The organism is Streptomyces zagrosensis (assembly GCF_014203645.1).
Lineage (GTDB): Bacteria > Actinomycetota > Actinomycetes > Streptomycetales > Streptomycetaceae > Streptomyces > Streptomyces zagrosensis.
This window is the reverse complement of the sequence record NZ_JACHJL010000002.1, coordinates 177,708-196,544: the sequence shown is the minus strand read 5'-3', so window position 1 is coordinate 196,544 and position 18,837 is coordinate 177,708. Positions and strand designations below refer to the sequence as shown.

The window sequence follows — 18,837 nt, the reverse complement described above, 5'->3', positions numbered from 1 at the left end:
GTCTTTCCCCCTGACCCTTCTGGTCCCACTGGTTGCTCTGGTGCTACTGGGCTCACTGGTCCTACTGCGCTCGCTGGTCCTGCTGGTCCTGCTGGTCCCTGTGGCCTTGTTGGCCTCTCCGGCACGTGCTGGCCCCTTTGATTCCGTAAGCCCTGCTTGCTTCCGTCAGCCCCGCTCGTCTCGCTCGTTCCGTTCATCCCGCTTATCCCGCTCGTCCCGCTCATTCGTCCGGTCCTGGCGCGGTACGGCGAGCCACCACAAGGAGCGCGCCTGCGCGTCCGGAAGCGGATCTTCCGGATCGTTCATCATGCGGCGCAGCAGCCAGTCGAGGCGGCGTCGGTCGGCCTCCTCGGCCGCCAGCGCGGGCAACAGCGCTGCCACGCCAGGCCGCGTCCACTCCGCGCCGTTCTTGCGGACGGCGGAGCGCAGCAACGTCTCCAGCGCGTCCGTGGCCACTTCCCTGGACCGCGGCGTGTTCAGCGCGGTCCACATCAAGTCGGCCAGGGGGCCCACGAGTTCGGGCCGCGTGGCCGCGAGGGCGAGGGGCAGTGGCCAGTCGCCGCGGTCCCCGAGCGCGGAGCCGGGCTCGTCGCCCAACACCTCGTCCACATCGGTCACGGCCAGTCGAACGGTGGCTACCAATCCCAGGTCCTGATACGCCTCTTGCTTGTGCCGAGTCCACTTGGCCATCCGCCGTAGCACCCGCATGCTGTCCGGAAGGGCCAGCAGCCGTACGACGTTGAACGAGGCAACCGCAAGCTGGTCCCCGTCGTCGCGCACCCCGATTCGGGCCAGGGCGTCCAGGGTGTCGTCGGTCGTGGCCGCGCAGTTCCCGTACCCCAGTGCCATCGCGGCGGTCCAGCGCAAGGACCTCGTCCCGTGCCTGCTCCAGTCGCCGACCAGCTTGCGCACCGCCTGACGGTGTGAGGCGTAGCTCGCCGCCTGGTCCATCGTGGTGGCCGCGAAGATCCTTCGGCGTTGGGTGGACGCCTCCGCGAGCGGCCGGATCAGCTCCGCGTAACCGTGATCGAAGTCCCGTACGCACAACTCCCCGGCGGCCACCGCGGCCCGCATCCACACCTGGGGACGGAAGTCGTCCGCCAACAGCCGCAGCCAGCGCACGACCGGCGCGCGCACGGGGAAGTGCCGATCCCACACCTCGGTCAACACCGCGCCGGGCAGGGCGGAACCCCGGTACCAGATCAGTTGGGCGGCCACCTCGGCGCCGGCCACATCAACCCGGCCATCGGTGAGTTCGGCACGCGACAGCGCCAAATCGGACTCCGGGTCATCACAGAACAACGGGCGCGCCGGAGTGTTGTCCGGGTCGCTCTGTACGGACAGTTCCCAGGTCAGCAGGTGAGCGGCGGCGGCCACAGCGCTATGCGACGCTCCACCGAGTACGGCCAGCGCGATGCGAAACGCCACCGGATGGAACAGGGCCGCGGTACCCGGCCGGGCCGTATTCCCCTCCGGTTCGAAAGAGGGCGCAACCAGCACCCGATCCACGCCGGCGAACCACTCCTGGGCCTGACCCGCGGCCAGGCTGCGACAACCGGCCAGCAACTCCTCGTAGGACACGTCCTCCAACAGATGCCCGGCCAGCAGCGACGCGAGTACCTCGGCCTCGGTGGGACGCAGGTCCTTCAAACCAACCGCTTCGCTGACCGCCCCCCGACTCGCCAACTCCTCTGCGCGGTTGAGCAGGTCCGCCAGCTGGGGGGCGTCATCTGGTGCGTCGGACGCGGCGGCGGCGACATGGTCCTCCAGCCGCTCGCGCAACCGGGTAGCGAGCAGCGCCTCGGTGGGCGCAGGCGGGCAGAGCATGCCGTACCGGCCAGCCAGCAGTGGATTCGCCGCCGAACCGACCGCTACGACGATCACCGCGAACCCCTCGTGCTCATCCAGGGCGGCGGCCAACCGGTCCAGGTCCATCGCGTCCGGCGGCAGCGCGCCTGGCCGAGTGAGGGAGAGTTCCAGCACATACCCGGTGGCGCGCCGATTCTCCGCGCCCTCGCCGTTCGACGCGCCGACCAGCGAATCGGCCAACTGCCGTACGCCACCGTCCGGATCGACCCGCAACACCCGGGGGCCGGCCGCGGGTTCGGGCTGCGCGCCACCCAGCGCGCCGGTGGTGACCTCGTCGAGGAGGGAGAGCGCGGTGCTGGTACGTCCCGTACCGGGTGCGGCCCCAAGGACCAGCAGCCGTCGGGCACTGAGAGCGTTGCGCAGCCGCACATACCCATCGGGCTCCACGTGAACCCGGCGCAGTCTGCGTAACTCTTCATCCGGCACGGGCCCGCTACGCATCCCCGCGGAGGACTGGCGGGCATCCATCCGCAGATGAATGTCGCCGATATGGGCGCTTTGGATGTACGAACGGTCGAAGCTGTTCAAATCCCGGCCGGTGTCGAACAACAACCGGGTGGCACGGCGAGTCCGCGAAGCAGCGGCGAGATCGGTGGGCCCGTCCTCGCTCTCTTCCCCGGCGAGCGGATCACGGGTGTGCTCCTTGAACCGCCCCGCGGCACGCTCCCGTTCCCGCTCTTGCTCCGCTGCCTCGCTGTCGGCGGCGCCATCGGCATCCGCCCCGCCCTCGGGCCCGTGGCCCTTACCGTCGCGCTCGCGGTCCCGCTCCTTGCCCCGATCCCTGTTGCCGTCCCTGTCGCGGCCCTTGGCCTTGGGATCGGCCTCGGGGGAGGGGCCATCGGCCGCCTTCGGGGCCGCGGCCTCGGGTGCGCCAGCTGCCTGCTGTTCTTCAGCCATGTGGCTCAACCCTTCCGCGGCCCGGCGCCGCCGGTGGTCCGCCCGATGTGCACGGGCCGTAGATAGACGTTGTGCCGGTGCTGAGACATGTCGCCGTGCACGGTGTACTGGGCGCCCGATGCCCCGGCCTGGTCGTCGCCGCCTGTGTCTGTGCCTGTGCTGGTGCCTGTGCTGGTGTCCGTGGCTGTGCTGGTGTCCGTGCCGGCGTCCGTGGTGGCGTCTGCGCTGCCGTCCGTGACGGTGGACGGGGGCGTGGGGGCGGGCGTTGTACCCGTCTCAGCCGATGTGTCGGCGGCCGGCGGCGAATCGGCCGGCGGCGAATCGACCGGCGTCCGCTCGATGGGCGGCGTCATCACGGGCATGGTGGGGCGGGGCCGGCCGGGGAGCTGGAACCAGGCGGTGACCTCGCCCTCCTTGAGCTGAAGCCGGGCTGAAGAGTAGTGCGCGGGCTCGATGAACTTGCCGCCGCTGCTGACGACGTCCGCGTACAGCGAATCCGAGACCACCAGGACGAGGTCGGCCCCCTCGGCGTCCAGCAACTGCCGGGCAACGGAGGAGTCCGCCAGCCGGCAGGCGAGATCCACCGCGCGCCCGGCGATGCCCCGCTCGTCATGCCGGACCGGGCCGACGTGCATGCCAACGCGCAGCCCCAGCGGTACGCGCAGGGCGCGGTTCTCACCCCGCAGGTTCTCGTGCACCTCGACCATCCACAGCCCAAGGAGTCGGGTCACCGCGATGTGGCCGGCCACCGACACCAACACGCCGTCGCCGCGGTCCTCCAGGTGCAGGGCGTCCCGCGCGACCTTGGCGTGGGCGAATGCCGCCTCTAGCACCCGGTAGATCTGAGCGCGCATACGTGACTTGTCCACGTCGTCGTACTCGCCGGAACGCCGCGCATCGACGCTGATCACCAACTCGTAGCGTGCCTCGGCGACGTCCATCGCGACCTGGTCCACCCCGTGCCCCCGTTCTCTTCGCTTGTCGTCCCGCTCCAGCTTCCGACCCGGGACCAAGGGCCGTCTGTAGCCGTTTACACACGGCCCGACTCCGGCTACTCCCGATGGCCCTCCGCGAGAAGGGCGAGCAACTCCGGGTCGAGCACCTGCACCATGCGATTGCCGGTGCGTACGACGTCTTGGGTACGCAGCAGCCGCAGCGCCTTGGCGACGGCTTCGCGGGTGGCGCCAACGGTTGCGGCCAGTTCGTCCTGCGCCAGATGGACGGCGGTGCCCGTGGGTGAAGGACCGGAAACGGAGCGGGTGTACGGGCCGGACGGGTCGGCGCGCGAAAGTTCCGACAGGCGGGAGGCCAGGCGCTGCAACACGGTGAGAGAGGCGAGCGCGGACCGCTCCTGGTCGGCGTTGCGAAGGCGGAAGGTGAGCTGGCGTATCACCAAACTGCTGACCCGGGGATGCAGGGCGAGAAAGCGGCGGAACGCGTCCCCGGCTATGAGGTGGGCCTCCACCGGGCCCAGCGCGCGCACGGTGGCGCTGCGCGGATGACTGTCCAACGCGGCCATTTCACCGACGAGTTCGCCGGGCCCGCGCAAGCCGAGTATCAGCCGCGTGGCGCCCCGGTCCGTGGCCACGGAAACGGTCACCCAGCCCCTTATTATGATCATGATGTGACGTGTGCGGTCGCCCTGCGTCATGAGATGGGCGTCGGCTATGTAGTGCTTTGGGTTTCCGAGGGCCATCACGCTCTCGTGCTCCTGAGTTGTCAGAGCGCGCGCGAACCCCAATTCGTTGCCGAGCAGCCCCATGGCCTCTCCCCCCACGGCAGACCGTATGGCTGGATTTTCACTAGGGCGTAGATGGTCGCAGAGCGACGTTCCCAAGAGGGTGAAATGAGCCACATCGAACGTACGCACGAAACGCGCCGAATCCCCAGGTAGACCGCCCGGCCTCGCCCGCTGCGCCCATCACTCACCGCTGCCGCGCACGCCCAGCCGCTCGGGGAGCACTCGGCCGGGTCCGCCTTTGCCCGAACAACCCGAAGGTCAGGCCGTACACCCGAAGATGCGGGCTCGCCGACGCACGAAATCAGACACCCGGGGCAGGCTTGGCCGAATCTAAGATTTTTGGCCGACAATGCTCGAACTCCCGGCGTAGGGAGGTGAGTTGACCGCGAAGTGGCAGGCCCACTATAAGCGCCACTTGGCGCGCTCTGCCGTACGGCGTCCATGCGCGCCCCGATGCCGGTGGCGCTCAGGCCCGCTGGATGGCCGCCCCTTCGGTTTCGGGCCTTTGCGGCCCGCCCACAGGCCGGGGCTCGGTGGCCCGCCAGCTGCCGGGAAGGGGCCCGGTCCTAGGGTGAGGGCATGTCGTCCCCTCGCCGTCAGGCCGCATCCTGCCCGGCCCCCGGTGCCCCGCGGGTGACTCGGGAGGTGCGGACGCTGCCGGTGGTCGCCGCGGGCGCGGTGGCGGTGCCGTTCGCGATCCAGGCGTACGACGAGATCGTCGCGCACGACACCACCTGGGGCGAGCATTCCCACCCCTTCCACGAACTGCTGTGGAACGAGCGCGGCGCATCGATGGCCGTCGTCGGGGCGCGCGTGTGGACGATCACCCCCGCGCTCGGCCTGTGGATGCCCGCCGGCACGCTGCACTCGGGTTCGGCGATCGCCGGGACCTGGTTTCGGGCGAGCTTCTTCGGCTTCCACACCACGCCATCCATCTCCGACACACCGGTGGCCGTCGAGATCACCCCGCTGCTGCGGCTGCTCCTTGAGCGACTCGGCGATGCCCCACTGGCCCCCGCCTCGCGGACGATCACGGAGGCGATGGTGCTTGACGTGCTCGAACCCTCACCGCGCGAACTGCTCGTCCACACCCCCACCTCGGCCCTGCTGCGCCCCATCGCAGACGCCCTCCGCGCGGACCCGGGCGACCAGCGCACGCTGGCCAACTGGTCGGCGCAGTTGGGTGTCAGTGCCCGCACGATCAGTCGCGCTTTCAGCGCGGAGACCGGCACCAGCTTTGCGCGCTGGGTCGCCTCGGTCCGGGCTCAGCACGCCGTTGCCCTGCTCACCCGGGGCCGGGAGGTGGAGGCCGTGGCCGAAGAGGTCGGTTACCGGTCGGCGAGCGCCTTCGGGGCGGCCTTCCGGCGCACGACCGGGCTCACTCCGGCCGCGTTCCGGGCCCTTTGAGTCGCCCTTTCCAGCCAAGCGGGGCACATTCCTCCTTGCGCTGTATGGGTATGAGTCCCAATCGCTACAACGGGTGTCTCATAAGGCTGGTTGCGACAAAGATCCACGGTCTCTTAGGGTACGAAGGCAAGCCTTACCTAAGTGCTTGTGCTGGCGTTTGTACTCGACGTTTGTCCTCAGTGCTTGTCTTCAGCGTTTGTACTCAGTGCGGTGCGCACAACTCCACGACGGCATCCCGGGCCCAGGCGTGTGAGGGCCGGCACCTGGCATCCGGATCAGTGGAGTTTGTCCATCATGCGCGCATATCGCCTGCGTCTGCTCACCGCAGCAGCCGCCCTTATGACCCTCGCGGCCTGCGGCGGCCCCTCCTCGTCCGGGGACGACGCCAAGGGCGGGGGAGGGAAGAACCCCGCCGCCGATTCCTCCGACTCCTCTTCGACTTCCGGCGCGTTCCCGCTCACGGTTGAGCACGCCCTGGGCAAGACCGTCATCCCTAAAAAACCGAAGCGCGTCGCCACGGTGAATTGGGCCAACCACGAGGTGCCGCTGGCGCTCGGCGTCGTCCCTGTCGGCATGGCCAAGGCGGACTTCGGGGACGACGACGGCGACGGGGTGCTTCCCTGGGTGGAGAAGAAGCTCGACGCCTTGCACGCGAAGACTCCGGTGCTGTTCGACGAGAACGACGGCATCGACTTCGAGGCCGTCGCCGACACCAAGCCCGACGTCATCCTCGCCGCCTACTCCGGCCTGACCAAGCAGGACTACGCCACGCTCAGCGAAATAGCCCCCGTGGTGGCGTACCCCGATGCCCCGTGGGCGACGCCGTGGCGGGAGATCGTGCGCACCAACAGCAAGGCCATCGGGCTCGGCGCCGAAGGCGAGAAGCTGATCGGGAACCTGGAGGGTCAGATCACTCGGACCGTCGCCAAGTACCCGCAGCTCAAGGGCAAGTCGGCGATGTTCATGACGCACATCGACCCGGGAGACGTCAGCGAGGTCGGCTTCTACACCGCCCACGACACCCGGACGCTGTTCTTCGAGGACCTCGGCCTGAAGATCCCCGACAGCATCGCCAAGGCGTCGAAGGGCACCGACAAGTTCGCGCTCACGCGCAGCGCCGAGCAGATCGACGCGTTCAACGACGTCGATATCGTCACCGGCTACGGCGACGACAAGGGCAAGCTCGCCAAGACGCTGCGCGATGACCCGCTGGTGTCCAAGGTCCCCGCGATCGACCGCGGCTCGATGTACCTGCTGCCCGGCAGCTCGCCTCTCGCGACGGCGGCCAACCCGACGCCGCTGTCGATCTCATGGGTGCTTGATGACTACGTCGCCGCGCTGGCCAAGGCCGCGGACAAGGTCAAGTGAAGCCGGCCACTGCCCGCCGCCTGCCGGACGCCGCCGTGGTGCGGCGTCCGGCGCGCGTGCGGCTGCTGTGGCTACTCGTGGCGGCTCTGGTGTTGGCCGCGCTCATGGTGGCCTCTGTCGCGTTCGGGTCCCGGAACGTCGGCTGGTCCGACATCTGGGCCGCCATCGGGGGCGCGGACGAGTCCCTGGAACAGGCGGCGGTCGGCAAGCGCATACCCCGTACGGTGCTTGCGGTGCTGATCGGTGCCGCGCTTGGCCTCGCGGGCGCCGTCATGCAGGGGGTGACGCGTAATCCGCTCGCCGATCCGGGCATCCTCGGGGTCAACATGGGCGCATCGCTCGCCGTGGTCACGGCGGTTGCCTTCTTCGGACTCTCCTCACCGACCGGCTACATATGGGTCGCGATGGCGGGAGCGGGGCTGTCGGCCGTGTTCGTGTACGGCGTCGGCACGCTCGGGCGAGGTGGCGCCACTCCACTGAAACTGGCACTGTCCGGAGCCGCGACATCGGCCGCTTTCGCCTCCCTGGTCACCGCCGTGGTGCTGCCCCGCAACGACATAGCCGGCAGCTTCCGGCTCTGGCAGATCGGCGGGGTGGGCGGCGCCTCCTACGAGCGCATCGGGCACGTGCTGCCCTTTCTCGCGACAGGGTTCGTGATCTGCCTGCTGTCGGCCAAGGCGCTGAACTCGCTGGCGCTGGGCGAGGAACTCGCGGCGGGGCTCGGCGAACGGGTCGCCGTGGCCCGGGGCGTGGCCGCGCTCGGCGCCGTCGTGCTGTGCGGCTCGGCGACCGCGGTTGCCGGGCCGATCGGCTTCGTCGGCCTCGTCGTCCCGCACGCCTGCCGGCTCCTCGTCGGCGTGGACCACCGCTGGCTGCTGCCCTTCGCCGCGCTCCTTGGCGCGGCACTGCTCACGGCGGCCGACGTGGTCGGCCGAGTCGTGGCCCGGCCCGCTGAGATCGATGTGGGCATCGTTACGGCGCTCATCGGGGCCCCGTTCTTCGTCTGGATCGTCCGTAGCCAAAAGGTGCGTGCGCTGTGAGCACCGTCGTCCTTTCCACGCCACCGCCTCCCACCGAACTGGTGGCCCGCGGCCGGGCGCGCCGGGCCTTGCGCCGCCGCGCGGTCATCGTGTTGCTGGCCGCCCTGGTGCTCGTCGCGTTCATCGTGACCCTCATGTGCGGGCAGACGTACTACCCGCTCGACGCCGTGCTCCGGGTCGTCATCGGCGAGCAGGTGCCGGGGGCAACGTTCACGGTCGGGCGGCTGCGACTGCCGCGGGCCGTACTCGCCATGGTGGTGGGCTTCAGCTTCGGCCTGGCCGGCGTCACCTTCCAAACCATGCTGCGTAACCCGCTCGCCAGCCCCGACGTCATCGGCATCAGCTCGGGCGCGAGCGCCGGGGCGGCCATCGCGATCGTCTCGCTGTCCCTCGGCGAGACGCAGGTGTCGGTCATCGCGATCGCCGCCGCCCTCGCCGTGGCGCTGCTCGTCTACACCCTGGCGTTCACGGACGGAGTGGTCGGCACCCGGCTCGTACTCATCGGCATCGGCATCGCGTCGATGCTCGACAGCGTCGTCGCGTACGTGCTCTCGCAGGCCGCCGAGTGGGACCTGCAAGAGGCGATGCGCTGGCTGACCGGCAGCCTCAACGGCACCACCTGGGACCAGACCAGGCCCGCCGTCATAGCGCTGGCGGTGCTGTGCCCCGTACTGCTGTCGCACGCGCGAAACCTGTCGGCGATGCAACTCGGCGACGACACCGCCTCCGCCCTCGGGGTCCGCGTCGAACGCACCCGCCTCACCGTGATCGTCGCCGCTGTTGGCCTGATCGCGTTCGCCACGGCCGCTGCCGGGCCGATCGCCTTCGTCGCCTTCCTGTCCGGGCCCATCGCGGCGCGCATCACCGGGCCGGGCGGCTCGCTCCTGGTACCCGCAGGACTGGTCGGCTCGCTGCTGGTCCTGGTCGCCGACTTCACCGGCCAGTACGCCTTCGACACCCGCTTCCCGGTGGGCGTCGTCACCGGCGTGCTCGGCGCGCCCTATCTGGTCTACCTGATCATCCGCACCAACCGGGCAGGAGGCTCGCTATGACCACGACCCACTCCCTGGCCGCCGAACGGCTCACCCTTGGCTACGGCGACCGCGCCGTGGTGAACTCCCTCGACCTGACCGTACCGCCGGGTGAGATCACCGCGATCGTCGGCGCGAACGCCTGCGGCAAGTCCACGCTCCTACGGTCCATGTCCCGCCTCCTGAAGCCGCGCGAGGGCCGCGTCGTTTTGGACGGCAAAGAGGTGCACCGCGTACCCGCCAAGGAACTCGCCCGTACGCTCGGCCTGTTGCCCCAGTCGCCGGTCGCTCCCGAGGGGATCACCGTCGCCGACCTCGTCGGCCGCGGGCGCCATCCGCACCAGCGGGTGTTCTCCCGTTGGAACGCCGAGGACGACACGGCCGTGGCGGCGGCCCTGGAGGCGACGGACACCACGACCCTCGCCGACCGCTGCGTGGACGAACTCTCCGGTGGCCAGCGCCAGCGGGTGTGGATCGCGATGGCGCTCGCCCAGCAGACCGACATCCTGATGCTGGACGAGCCCACCACCTTCCTTGACGCGAGCCACCAGGTCGAAGTCCTCGACCTGCTGACGGACCTCAACCACGCGCGGGGAACGACCGTCGTCATGGTCCTGCACGACCTCAACCTCGCCGCCCGATACGCCGACCACATCGTCGCGCTGGCAGCGGGCCGGCTGCACGCGGCCGGGACGCCGCACGAGGTACTGACAAAGGAGAACGTCCGCGCGGTGTTCGGCCTCAACAGCCACATCATCGAGGACCCTGTTTCCGGCCGGCCCCTGATGCTTCCCATCGGACGGCACGGCGTCAGACAGCCGCAAGATACGCCGGCGAGGCCCGCCCCGGTGCCCACACCCCGCTGACGCATCGGCCGCGCCCCACCCGCAGCCGGGTGTTCACGCCGAACTGCCGTCCTCGACGATCAATTCCATGACCGCGGGCAGACCGCCGTCAGCCAAGGCCCGGCGTTGCCGATCGGCGCCGTTTCCCTCCTTCAACAGGCGGTGGACCAGCGCAGTCACCTCATGCGCGTCAGTGGCCCCCTGCAACGCCGGGGCGAGGTGATGCAACAGCTTGCGCACCACGTCGCCCGCGGGTCGGCGCCGGCCCAATGGGTCGAGTAGCTCCCCGTTCAGCCCGTGCCGAGCCGCCTGCCACATCGCTACGCGCAACAACTCCGCGTCGATGTACAGCGGGTCGATCCCCGCTTCCAGTTCCCGCACCGCGGTATCGACCAGCGCGCGCACCAAGCCCGCGAACAACACCGCGTCACCCGGGCGTAATTGCACGTCCAGGGAACGCACCTCAACTGTCGGATAGCGCTCGGACAACCGCACCTGCCAATAGATCTGGGCCACATCATTGATGACACCGGTGTCCAACAACCGTCGTACGTGGTGTTCGTAGTCCTTCTCGTCGGTGAAGCACGGCGGAATGCCGCTGACCGGCCAGCGGTCGAAGACGATGGTGCGCCAACTGGCGAAACCGGTGTCGTTCTCCCGCCACAGCGGGGAGTTCGCCGCCATCGCGATCAGCGTCGGCAGCCACACCCGTATTCGATTGAGCACTTCGACGCCCACCCGCCGGCTGGGAACCGCGACATGTACGTGCATGCCATTGACCAGCTGCTCCGCCACCAGTTGCGGCGCCTGCCGCTGTATGGCCTCGAACCGAGCCTGCTCGGTGAGCAGCACGGGCCCGTCTTCTCGAAACGGCGGCGTCCCACTGGCCGTGACTCTGCACCCGTGGGCCCGCGCCGCCTTGGCCATGGCGCGCCGTAAGCGCAGCAGGTGGGCGCCGACGTCCTGCAAGGAGTCACATACCGGCGTGGCCACCTCAACCTGCGCTTGTAAGAGCTCCGGTTGGACCTCACCGGAGGCAACGAGGGGCGCCAACTCGGCCTCGGCCAAAACCGCCGCCGCACAAGGTGCCAGGCGCCCCGTCACCGGATCGACCAGCAGGTACTCCTCTTCCACGCCAACAGTCGCCATCAGTCGCCCTCTCCATTGCCACCGCACACTGCCAGCAAGAGGGCAAGTGTGCTCCAGCCGGACGCCTCCTGGTTGGCCCGGCACCGCACGTGTGCTCCAGGGCACCACCATCGTGTGCCGCGAGGACGGCATTCCCCCACCAGCGCGCGTTCACTCTGTGCGGACCTCGGCACCGAGAGTCGTTGCGACCTGATAAGCCGGGCTTACCACGTCAGCAAAGGGCGCTGCGGGCACGTGTCCGAAAGCCGCGCCCTGGGGGGAGAGCGCCGAACAGGCCAGCCCCGATGCGACGGTGTCCCGCGGTGGCGGGGTCCTCCGGGAGGCGGACACCACCTGGACGGAGACCGGTCCGGCGCCGCCGTAACCCACCGGCCCCACGCCAAGCGACGCGGCAGCTAAACGCCGAGCCGCGGATGACCCCCCGCCCGCCGTCTCCGCCATCGCGGGTGACGTACGCAACCGGCCTGGCGGAGTACGCCAACAGCATCGATCGGACACGCGGCCGGCGACGGCGAAGTACGCGACACGCAGCGGCAAAGTACGCGACCGGCATCGGCCGAGCACTCGACCAGCGACAGGAAAGCACGCGACCGGCACCGGCCGAGCACCCGACCAGCGACAGAAAAGTACGCGACCAGCGACAACAGCGAAGTAGTACGCGACCAGCAATGGCGAGTAACCGACCAGCAACTGACCTGGTTGGTTCAGGGGCGGGGCCGGGTGGCGGTGTCGAGGTAGAAGGAGTCGATGTTCTGGACGGCCTGCTCGAACTCTTCCAGATTGACGGGCTTCGTCACGTAAGCGTTGGCGTGCGAGCTGTACGCGCCGGTCACGTCGTCCGGGGCGGTGGACGTGGTGAGGACGACCACGGGAATGGTCTGCAAGTCCCCGTCGCCCTTCAGGACCTTCAACAGTTCGCGACCGTTCATTCGCGGCATGTTCAGGTCAAGGACGATGAGGTCGGGGCGCGCGGTCCCCGGGGCGCGTAGGTGCTCCAGCGCGGCGACTCCATCGGTGACCTGGACCAGGTTGCGGGCCCCGCGTTCGGAGAGCGCTTCCTCAATGAGCATGGCGTCCGCGACGTCGTCTTCGACCAACAGGACGTCGAAGGGGCGGGCGGGGGTGGTCATCATCGGATGCTCCGTGGGTTTCTCGTTGGAGTGCTGGTAGAGCCCTGGCCAGCGGCGCCGGGCGCCTTGGCGGGTCATGCCGCATGCGGCGCCGAGCTGCGGGTAGCCGGCGCCCGCCCGGGCGGCGGCCAAGGCCGCTTCCCGTTGGAGCCGTTCCGTGGCCTGCTGGAGGTGATCCAACATGTGGAGCAGGGCCAGGGCCTGTGCCGGGTTGTCCGCTGCCGGGTGCGACGAGGCTGTCAACAGCCGATGGGCGAGGCGGTGCGCAAGGTTGCCAGCCGCCGCATCCGCGATGGCGGCCGTCTCTTGCGGAGTGGTCCGCAACACGAAGTTCTTGCCTGGCATGCCTGGCACTCTAGGTCCCGGGGCAGCCTGCGACAACAGGGGTTGTCGCCCTCTAGAGTGTGCTGGCCGCATTTGAGGGCGGCTTTCACGGCAAGGAGCCCCACGGGATGACCGGCGATGAGAGGCCACCGCGTAGGCGAGGGTTTGCTGCATGGACCACCCGGCGGTGGCTGCGGGTGGGGGCAGCTGTGTCCTTGGCGATTTTGGCCCTGCTCGGAACAACGGGGGCGTGGGTCCTGGCGCGGACCGAGTCGATCAGCAGGGACCTCGTGGATGTGCGATCTCCCGCGCTGACCACCGCGACCCGCCTGGAATCGGCCATTCTCAACCAGGAAACCGGAATCCGCGGCTACGGCCTCACCGGTAAACCGGAGTTCCTCACCCCCTACGGGCAGGGGCTCACCGAGCAGAAAACAGACATGGCGCGACTTGCGGAGCTGCTTGCGGACGACCCCGCCGGCCTGGCGGATCTCAAGGCCGTGCAGAACGCCGTGGCACGGTGGCAGGAGCGAATCGCCCGACCCATCGCCGCCGCGCCGGCCGGGGCACCCGCAGCGCTGGCCATCGAGCGGGCAGCGGAGGGCCAGACGACCTTCGACGCGGTACGTGCCGCCCTGACCAGCCAGCAAGAACGCCTACGCGCGGAGCGCGGCCAGGCAAGGGACGATCTGGCAGCCACGATGACCTTCCGGAACTGGCTGTTCAGCGCCTTCGCGATACTCATCGTCGTGCTCACGGTGTTGATCTTCGAGGGGCTGCGCCGCGGCATCAACAGGCCGCTGGACCAGCTAGGCGCGGACGCCCGCACCATCGCCGGCGGTGACTTCGACCACCCCATCACCCCGACCGGCCCCGCCGACCTGCGGCGCCTTAGCGCCGAGATCGACTTCATGCGCCGGCGCCTCGCGCGCGAACTGGACTTCAGCGAAGAGGCACGCCTACGCCTCGACGCGCAGGCCGCGGACCTTCAGCGCTCCAACACGGAGCTGGAGCAGTTCGCGTATGTGGCCTCCCACGACCTCCAAGAGCCGCTACGCAAGGTCTCCAGCTTCACCCAACTCCTCCAGCGGCGCTACGGAGGGCAGCTCGACACCCGGGCTGACCAGTACATCGACTTCGCGGTGGACGGGGCGAACCGTATGCAGATCCTCATCAACGACCTGCTTGACTTCTCCCGGGTCGGGCGGCTGCACAATGCCCACCAGGGCGTGGATCTGGACACGGTGCTGGAGCGGACGTTGTCCGCGCTGAGCGTCGGCATCGAGGAGGCCGGCGCGACGATCACTTACGACCCGATGCCGACCCTGGTCGCCGACCCGACTCAGATAGGCATGCTCTGGCAGAACCTGATCGGCAACGCCGTCAAGTTCCGCCGCCAGGACCAAGCGCCGGACATTCACATCACGGCGGCCCGCGAAGACGACCTGTGGCGCTTCACCATCACCGACAACGGCATCGGCATCGCGCCGGAATACGCCGACAAGGTCTTCGTGATCTTCCAGCGGCTGCACACCAAGGACGTCTACAGCGGCAGCGGCATCGGCCTCGCGATGTGCAAGAAGATCGTCGAATTCCACGGCGGCACCATCGCCGTCGATCCGACCTACCAAGCCGGCACCCGCATCACCTTCACCCTGGCACCCGAGCCGCCGGAAAGCCCAAGCCCCGGCCTGCCCACCATGCCGGAAGCCACCCGCTTCGATCCGGAGCAGGCGCCATGACCGCAGCCATGACAGGCACCCCGGAAGCGGCCCCCGACAAGCCGCTGTACCGCATCCTTTTGATCGAGGACGACCAGGGCGACGCCCTGCTCGTCGAGGAACTCCTGTACGACACGGGACTGCGCTTCGAGCTGACCACCCGTACCACGTTGGCCGAGGCCCGCACCGAACTGGCCGACCTCCCCATCGACTGCGTCCTCCTCGACCTCCACCTGCCCGACGTGGCGGGCATCGACGCGGTCGCCGCCGTCCGGAACCTGGCCCCGCATACCGCGGTCATCGTCCTCACTGGGCTGTCCGAGGCCCAGGCGGGCACCGAGGCCATGGCCGCCGGCGCTCAGGACTACCTGGTCAAGGGCAAGGTCGAGGCGGATCTGCTGCATCGGACGGTGCGCTACGCCGTCTACCGCAGCCGCACCGAACGCGCGAGCGCCGAAGCCCAGGCCGTCCGGCTGCGAGCGGAAGAAAACGCCCGCCTGGAGCGCGGCCTGCTACCTCAGCCGATCCTCGACACCTCCACCGTAAAAGTGACCTCCCGCTACCTGCCCGGCGCCGCGATGACCCTGCTCGGCGGGGACTTCCTCGATGTGGTGGAGGGGGATGACGGGCTGCTGCACGCCGTCGTCGGCGACGTCAGCGGACACGGCCCCGACGCCGCCGCACTCGGCGTCTGCCTCCGCATCGCGTGGCGCTCGCTCATACTCGGCGGACACCGCGGCGATGACCTACTGCATCTGATGGAACGCATCCTGATCGCCGAACGCGGCAGCCAACAACTGTTCGCCACCTGCACCCTCCTCACCCTCGACCAGGACGCCGCCACCGCCACCCTGCACCTGGCCGGCCACCACGAGCCCCTCCTCACCACGGCTGAGGGAACCCGAGAACTGATCGCCGCACACGGCATAGCCCTGGGCATCGTCCCCGAGCTGCGCAGCTGGCCCCCCACGGTCATCCCGCTCCCGGCCGCCGGAGCCCTGACCCTCTACACCGATGGCCTCACCGAAGGTCACAACGGGGCACACGGCGAGCGACTCGGCGTCGAAGGGCTGCTCGCACTGATCGAAAACCTGCCGCAGACAGACCCGGCCGTCCACATCGACCTGCTCATCAAGGAAACCCACGCGCTCAACGCCGGCCGCCACTCCGACGACCTGGCCGTACTGCGCCTCGACTGGGATGGCCTGTTCGGCCGCGCCTGACGATCGGCTCACCTCCGGACGCGAGGCGCGCAGAGCTGCGCCATGCCGTCGCCGTCGGACGTCAGCAGCGCGACCGGCCTTGGCTGGCGACGTGCCACTTCGGTGACGGTGGCGCCGAAGACGTACGCACGGCGGTGCGGTCCATTCCCTTGGCCAAGCACATAGCCTCGTCGGCTTGGCCGCTTGCACCGTGGTTCCCCCTTCACCGTGGTTGCCCGCTGACTTCGGGGCGGTTGTCAGTACCCGGTTCTAGGGTGACCCTCATGGCAACCTTCCGGTCCAGCTTCACGCTGCGGCGCATGGTGCAGGCGGCACGAGAACTCACCGAGCATGCGGGCGTACGGCGGCGCATCGACGCAGCGTTGGGCATCATGGGGGGCCTTGGCGGGACGTATGGCAAGGGAAAACCGCTGGTGGATGCCTTAGAGGATGTCGCTCAAGAAGCGCTCCTGCACGGGGACACCGGGTTGGTTCGTCGCTTTCAGCATTTCGCTGCCTATGCCCGAGGCGAACTTTTCCTCGACATCCTGGAGAACTATTACGACGAGGGGGCGCGGCAGCGCAGCGAGGAGTACATGCGGCGGATGGCCGCCATGGGTGCCGAGCGGGCGGTGGCCGTCTTGGACGTGCTGTGTGACGAAACTCCCGATGCCACCGCCGCCGACGCTAGAGCACTCTTCCACGGCATTGCCCAGGCGACTGACTACCTGGGGCTCGGGACCGGCGAGGGCGGAATCCAGTTGTCCACCAAGCATCTGAAGTGGCTCCAGAAGTACGGGCACATGGAGTTAGTCCTCCGGAGCTTGCCCCGACCTGCCTCTGCCGAGGCAGCCCGGATGATGGGCGACGTCCTGGTGGACGCGGACGCGGGATTGCTGGCGCAACTGCTCGAACTGAAGGCCAGACGGGCCGGCCTCGCGGCCCTGCGCGCTGCGGTGGACGACGCTGGCAGCTCCGAGAGCGTCCTCCACGCCTGTCTGAAGGATCAGGAGTGGATTTTCGGCGGAGCGTACGTGTCCGAGTTGGCCCGCCGCCAGTACACTCCGCGCACCATTCTCGACATTCCGCTGCTGCGCGGTGACGGCTCCTTGCACGTGGTGGAACTCAAGCGTGCCTACATCGTCGACCTGGTCATACGGCCCGGCGGCCAGCTCATGTTGGGTTCTCCTGCGCACCACGCAGTCTCCCAGGCGCAAAATTACCTTCGAGCCATGGATGAGAACCGGCAGACCATCCTCACGCGATACGGCGTCGATACCCGCAGGGCATCGGCGACTGTCGTGATCGGGCACCCGCGGTACGTGCGCGGAAGCATCACACCCCAAGAGATCGCGGAGACGGTGCGGACCTACAACACGCACACCGCGCGCATAGAAGTCATCACGTACGAGACTCTGCTGGATTCTGCGGCCCGGATGCTGGCGCTCTCGTCGGCTGGGCACAGTTCCGACGTGGCTGAGGAGCCTGCGACATGAACGACAACACCACGGCGATCGAGCCCTTACTTGCCCGCCTGTGCGGTGGTGCGATCACCGGCAAGGATTATGTCGGCTACTTTCTGAACGAGCACGGCGAGGAACTCGTCTTCGCCCAGCGACGGGGCGAAAAGACCGCCCGGCTCTGGCACAGCGACATGGACTGGCAGATGTACCGCGTCGGTGATCACTCGATACGGATGGACGGCGAACTGGAGGGAATGATCACTGTGAGCGGTCTGATCATTCACCGCGCCGAGGCGACGTGGCTGTCCTCTTGTCTGGCAGCCTCCGGCCACCTGCGCCCCGGGCGTACCTGACACGTTCGGGGATGCCCCGTGCAAGGGCGCTGGCCGCTCTGCACCCCCGTGGTGATCCCGTGGCTGCTAGAACGCGTACCTAATCCGCAGCCACGGTGCGTGGGCCGCGATCAGCTCTTGAAGTCGGGCGAGGGCCTCGTGCTTGACCTCACGGGCGTAGCGGACGTTGAGGGCGCCGTTTTCCGATCGCTTCGTCTCCTGGGCGGCCGGCTGCCACAGGACGTCTTCGGCTTTGGGGTGCCAACCGAGGTTGACCTCGTGGAGCTGCTGGTTGTGGGTCAGCATGATGATCTCGGCGGCCGACTGCTCCTTCACGCGGTGCGGGAGGACGTCGTCGAGGTGGACGAGAAGGTCGGCCCAGTCCCGCTGCCAGCCGGGGCGCAGCACCACCGGGGACAGGTTGAAGTGGACCTCGTAACCCGCGTCGAGGAAGTCGGCCGCGGCGGCGATGCGGTCCGCGACCGGGCTGGTGCGGATGTCCAGCAGGCGGGAATCGTTCGTGGGCATCACCGAGAACCGCACCCGGGTGCGGCCCTGCGGGTCCAGCGTGAGCAGGTCGGGGTTGACGAACTTGGTGGCGAACGACGCCTTGGCGGTGGGTAGCGCGCGGAACGCGGTGATGAGGTCGGCTGTGTTGTCGCAGATCAGGGCGTCAACGGAGCAGTCGCCGTTCTCGCCGATGTCGTACACCCAGGAGTGTGGGTCGCACTGGTTGGGCTCCCGCTTGCGTCCCTGAGCCCATACGTGTCGGCGTACATGGGTGACGATCGCCTCGATGTTGGTGAACAGCGTGATCGGGTTGGCGTAGCCCTTGCGCCGCGGGACGTAGCAATAGGCGCAGGCCATGGCGCAGCCGTTGGAAGCGCCGGGGGCGATCCAGTCGGCCGACCTACCGTTGGGACGGGTCGTCAGCGTCTGCTTGACGCCGAGGACCAGAATCTCGCTCTTGATCCGGGTCCAGCGGGCGATATTGCCGTCGTTGCCGTGCAGGGAGGGGATGCGCCAGTGCCCGGGCACCTCGGTGACGGGCACCCCCGGCAGCCTCGCCAGGATCTGCTGGCCGCGCGGCGAGGCGAGCGCGGCGGGTTCCGCGTACACCTCCCGTACGTCCAGCATCCGTCTCGCCCGTGGACTGTCCCGGAATCCACCGCCGTCCGGCGGGGTGGCGGGCACCGTGTCTCCCCAATCGAAGAGGGCCGGCTGCTCGGGTTTTTCGGGGGAGGGCCCGGCTGGAAGCTGATTCACAGCACTTCTCCTGCTCCTGCTTCTGTTGCGGCCCGAATGCCCGTGTCCATGA

The 18,837-nt window shown here is 68.8% G+C and carries 15 protein-coding genes; 9 read left to right on the top strand and 6 right to left on the bottom strand.

What is annotated here, in order from left to right; translation table 11 throughout:
* Positions 1-165: 165 nt before the first annotated feature.
* The 3 genes from FHS42_RS04510 to FHS42_RS04500 are packed head-to-tail and all read right to left on the bottom strand — an operon-like array spanning position 166 to position 4,528.
* A complete protein-coding gene (locus FHS42_RS04510; RefSeq protein ID WP_184569217.1) occupies positions 166-2,766 on the bottom strand; it encodes a hypothetical protein in 2,601 nt (866 codons plus the stop codon).
* 5 nt (positions 2,767-2,771) lie between these two features.
* The gene (locus FHS42_RS04505; protein WP_246494194.1) at positions 2,772-3,779 is read right to left on the bottom strand and encodes a nucleotidyl cyclase domain-containing protein; all 1,008 of its coding nucleotides are present in this window, start codon (positions 3,777-3,779) and stop codon (positions 2,772-2,774) included.
* Positions 3,780-3,817: 38 nt separating this feature from the next.
* On the bottom strand, positions 3,818-4,528 hold the full coding sequence (locus tag FHS42_RS04500; protein ID WP_184569216.1) for a Crp/Fnr family transcriptional regulator: 711 nt from the start codon (positions 4,526-4,528) through the stop codon (positions 3,818-3,820).
* Positions 4,529-5,140: 612 nt separating this feature from the next.
* Between FHS42_RS04500 and FHS42_RS04495 the strand changes: the two genes are divergently transcribed.
* From FHS42_RS04495 to FHS42_RS04475, 5 genes are all read left to right on the top strand, one after another.
* Positions 5,141-5,914 (top strand): helix-turn-helix transcriptional regulator, encoded by a 774-nt coding sequence (locus FHS42_RS04495; RefSeq protein ID WP_184569722.1) that lies wholly within the window; start codon positions 5,141-5,143, stop codon positions 5,912-5,914.
* Positions 5,915-6,208: 294 nt separating this feature from the next.
* Positions 6,209-7,282 (top strand): iron-siderophore ABC transporter substrate-binding protein, encoded by a 1,074-nt coding sequence (locus FHS42_RS04490; RefSeq protein ID WP_184569215.1) that lies wholly within the window; start codon positions 6,209-6,211, stop codon positions 7,280-7,282.
* Positions 7,279-8,322, top strand: a complete 1,044-nt coding sequence (locus tag FHS42_RS04485) for a FecCD family ABC transporter permease (RefSeq protein ID WP_184569214.1) — start codon at positions 7,279-7,281, stop codon at positions 8,320-8,322. The genes FHS42_RS04490 and FHS42_RS04485 overlap by 4 nt, the downstream gene beginning before the upstream one ends.
* Positions 8,319-9,374 (top strand): FecCD family ABC transporter permease, encoded by a 1,056-nt coding sequence (locus tag FHS42_RS04480; protein ID WP_184569213.1) that lies wholly within the window; start codon positions 8,319-8,321, stop codon positions 9,372-9,374. Before FHS42_RS04485 ends, FHS42_RS04480 begins: the two co-directional genes overlap by 4 nt.
* The gene (locus FHS42_RS04475; RefSeq protein WP_184569212.1) at positions 9,371-10,219 is read left to right on the top strand and encodes an ABC transporter ATP-binding protein; all 849 of its coding nucleotides are present in this window, start codon (positions 9,371-9,373) and stop codon (positions 10,217-10,219) included. The genes FHS42_RS04480 and FHS42_RS04475 overlap by 4 nt, the downstream gene beginning before the upstream one ends.
* Before the next feature lie 33 nt (positions 10,220-10,252).
* Here FHS42_RS04475 and FHS42_RS04470 read toward each other — a convergent pair whose 3' ends face one another.
* Together FHS42_RS04470 and FHS42_RS04465 are read right to left on the bottom strand one after the other, a co-directional pair.
* Positions 10,253-11,347 (bottom strand): carboxylate-amine ligase, encoded by a 1,095-nt coding sequence (locus FHS42_RS04470; protein ID WP_184569211.1) that lies wholly within the window; start codon positions 11,345-11,347, stop codon positions 10,253-10,255.
* A 704-nt stretch (positions 11,348-12,051) separates the two neighbouring features.
* On the bottom strand, positions 12,052-12,822 hold the full coding sequence (locus FHS42_RS04465) for a response regulator (RefSeq protein WP_184569210.1): 771 nt from the start codon (positions 12,820-12,822) through the stop codon (positions 12,052-12,054).
* A 107-nt stretch (positions 12,823-12,929) separates the two neighbouring features.
* Between FHS42_RS04465 and FHS42_RS04460 the strand changes: the two genes are divergently transcribed.
* From FHS42_RS04460 to FHS42_RS04445, 4 genes are all read left to right on the top strand, one after another.
* Positions 12,930-14,543, top strand: a complete 1,614-nt coding sequence (locus FHS42_RS04460) for a sensor histidine kinase (protein WP_184569209.1) — start codon at positions 12,930-12,932, stop codon at positions 14,541-14,543.
* The gene (locus FHS42_RS04455; RefSeq protein WP_184569208.1) at positions 14,540-15,745 is read left to right on the top strand and encodes a PP2C family protein-serine/threonine phosphatase; all 1,206 of its coding nucleotides are present in this window, start codon (positions 14,540-14,542) and stop codon (positions 15,743-15,745) included. The genes FHS42_RS04460 and FHS42_RS04455 overlap by 4 nt, the downstream gene beginning before the upstream one ends.
* Positions 15,746-16,008: 263 nt before the next feature.
* A complete protein-coding gene (locus tag FHS42_RS04450; protein ID WP_184569207.1) occupies positions 16,009-17,220 on the top strand; it encodes a Shedu anti-phage system protein SduA domain-containing protein in 1,212 nt (403 codons plus the stop codon).
* The gene (locus tag FHS42_RS04445) at positions 17,217-17,540 is read left to right on the top strand and encodes a hypothetical protein (protein WP_184569206.1); all 324 of its coding nucleotides are present in this window, start codon (positions 17,217-17,219) and stop codon (positions 17,538-17,540) included. Before FHS42_RS04450 ends, FHS42_RS04445 begins: the two co-directional genes overlap by 4 nt.
* A gap of 66 nt (positions 17,541-17,606) precedes the next feature.
* Here the strand turns inward: FHS42_RS04445 and FHS42_RS04440 are convergent, their stop codons facing one another.
* A complete protein-coding gene (locus FHS42_RS04440; protein ID WP_184569205.1) occupies positions 17,607-18,785 on the bottom strand; it encodes a spore photoproduct lyase family protein in 1,179 nt (392 codons plus the stop codon).
* Positions 18,786-18,837: the final 52 nt, after the last annotated feature.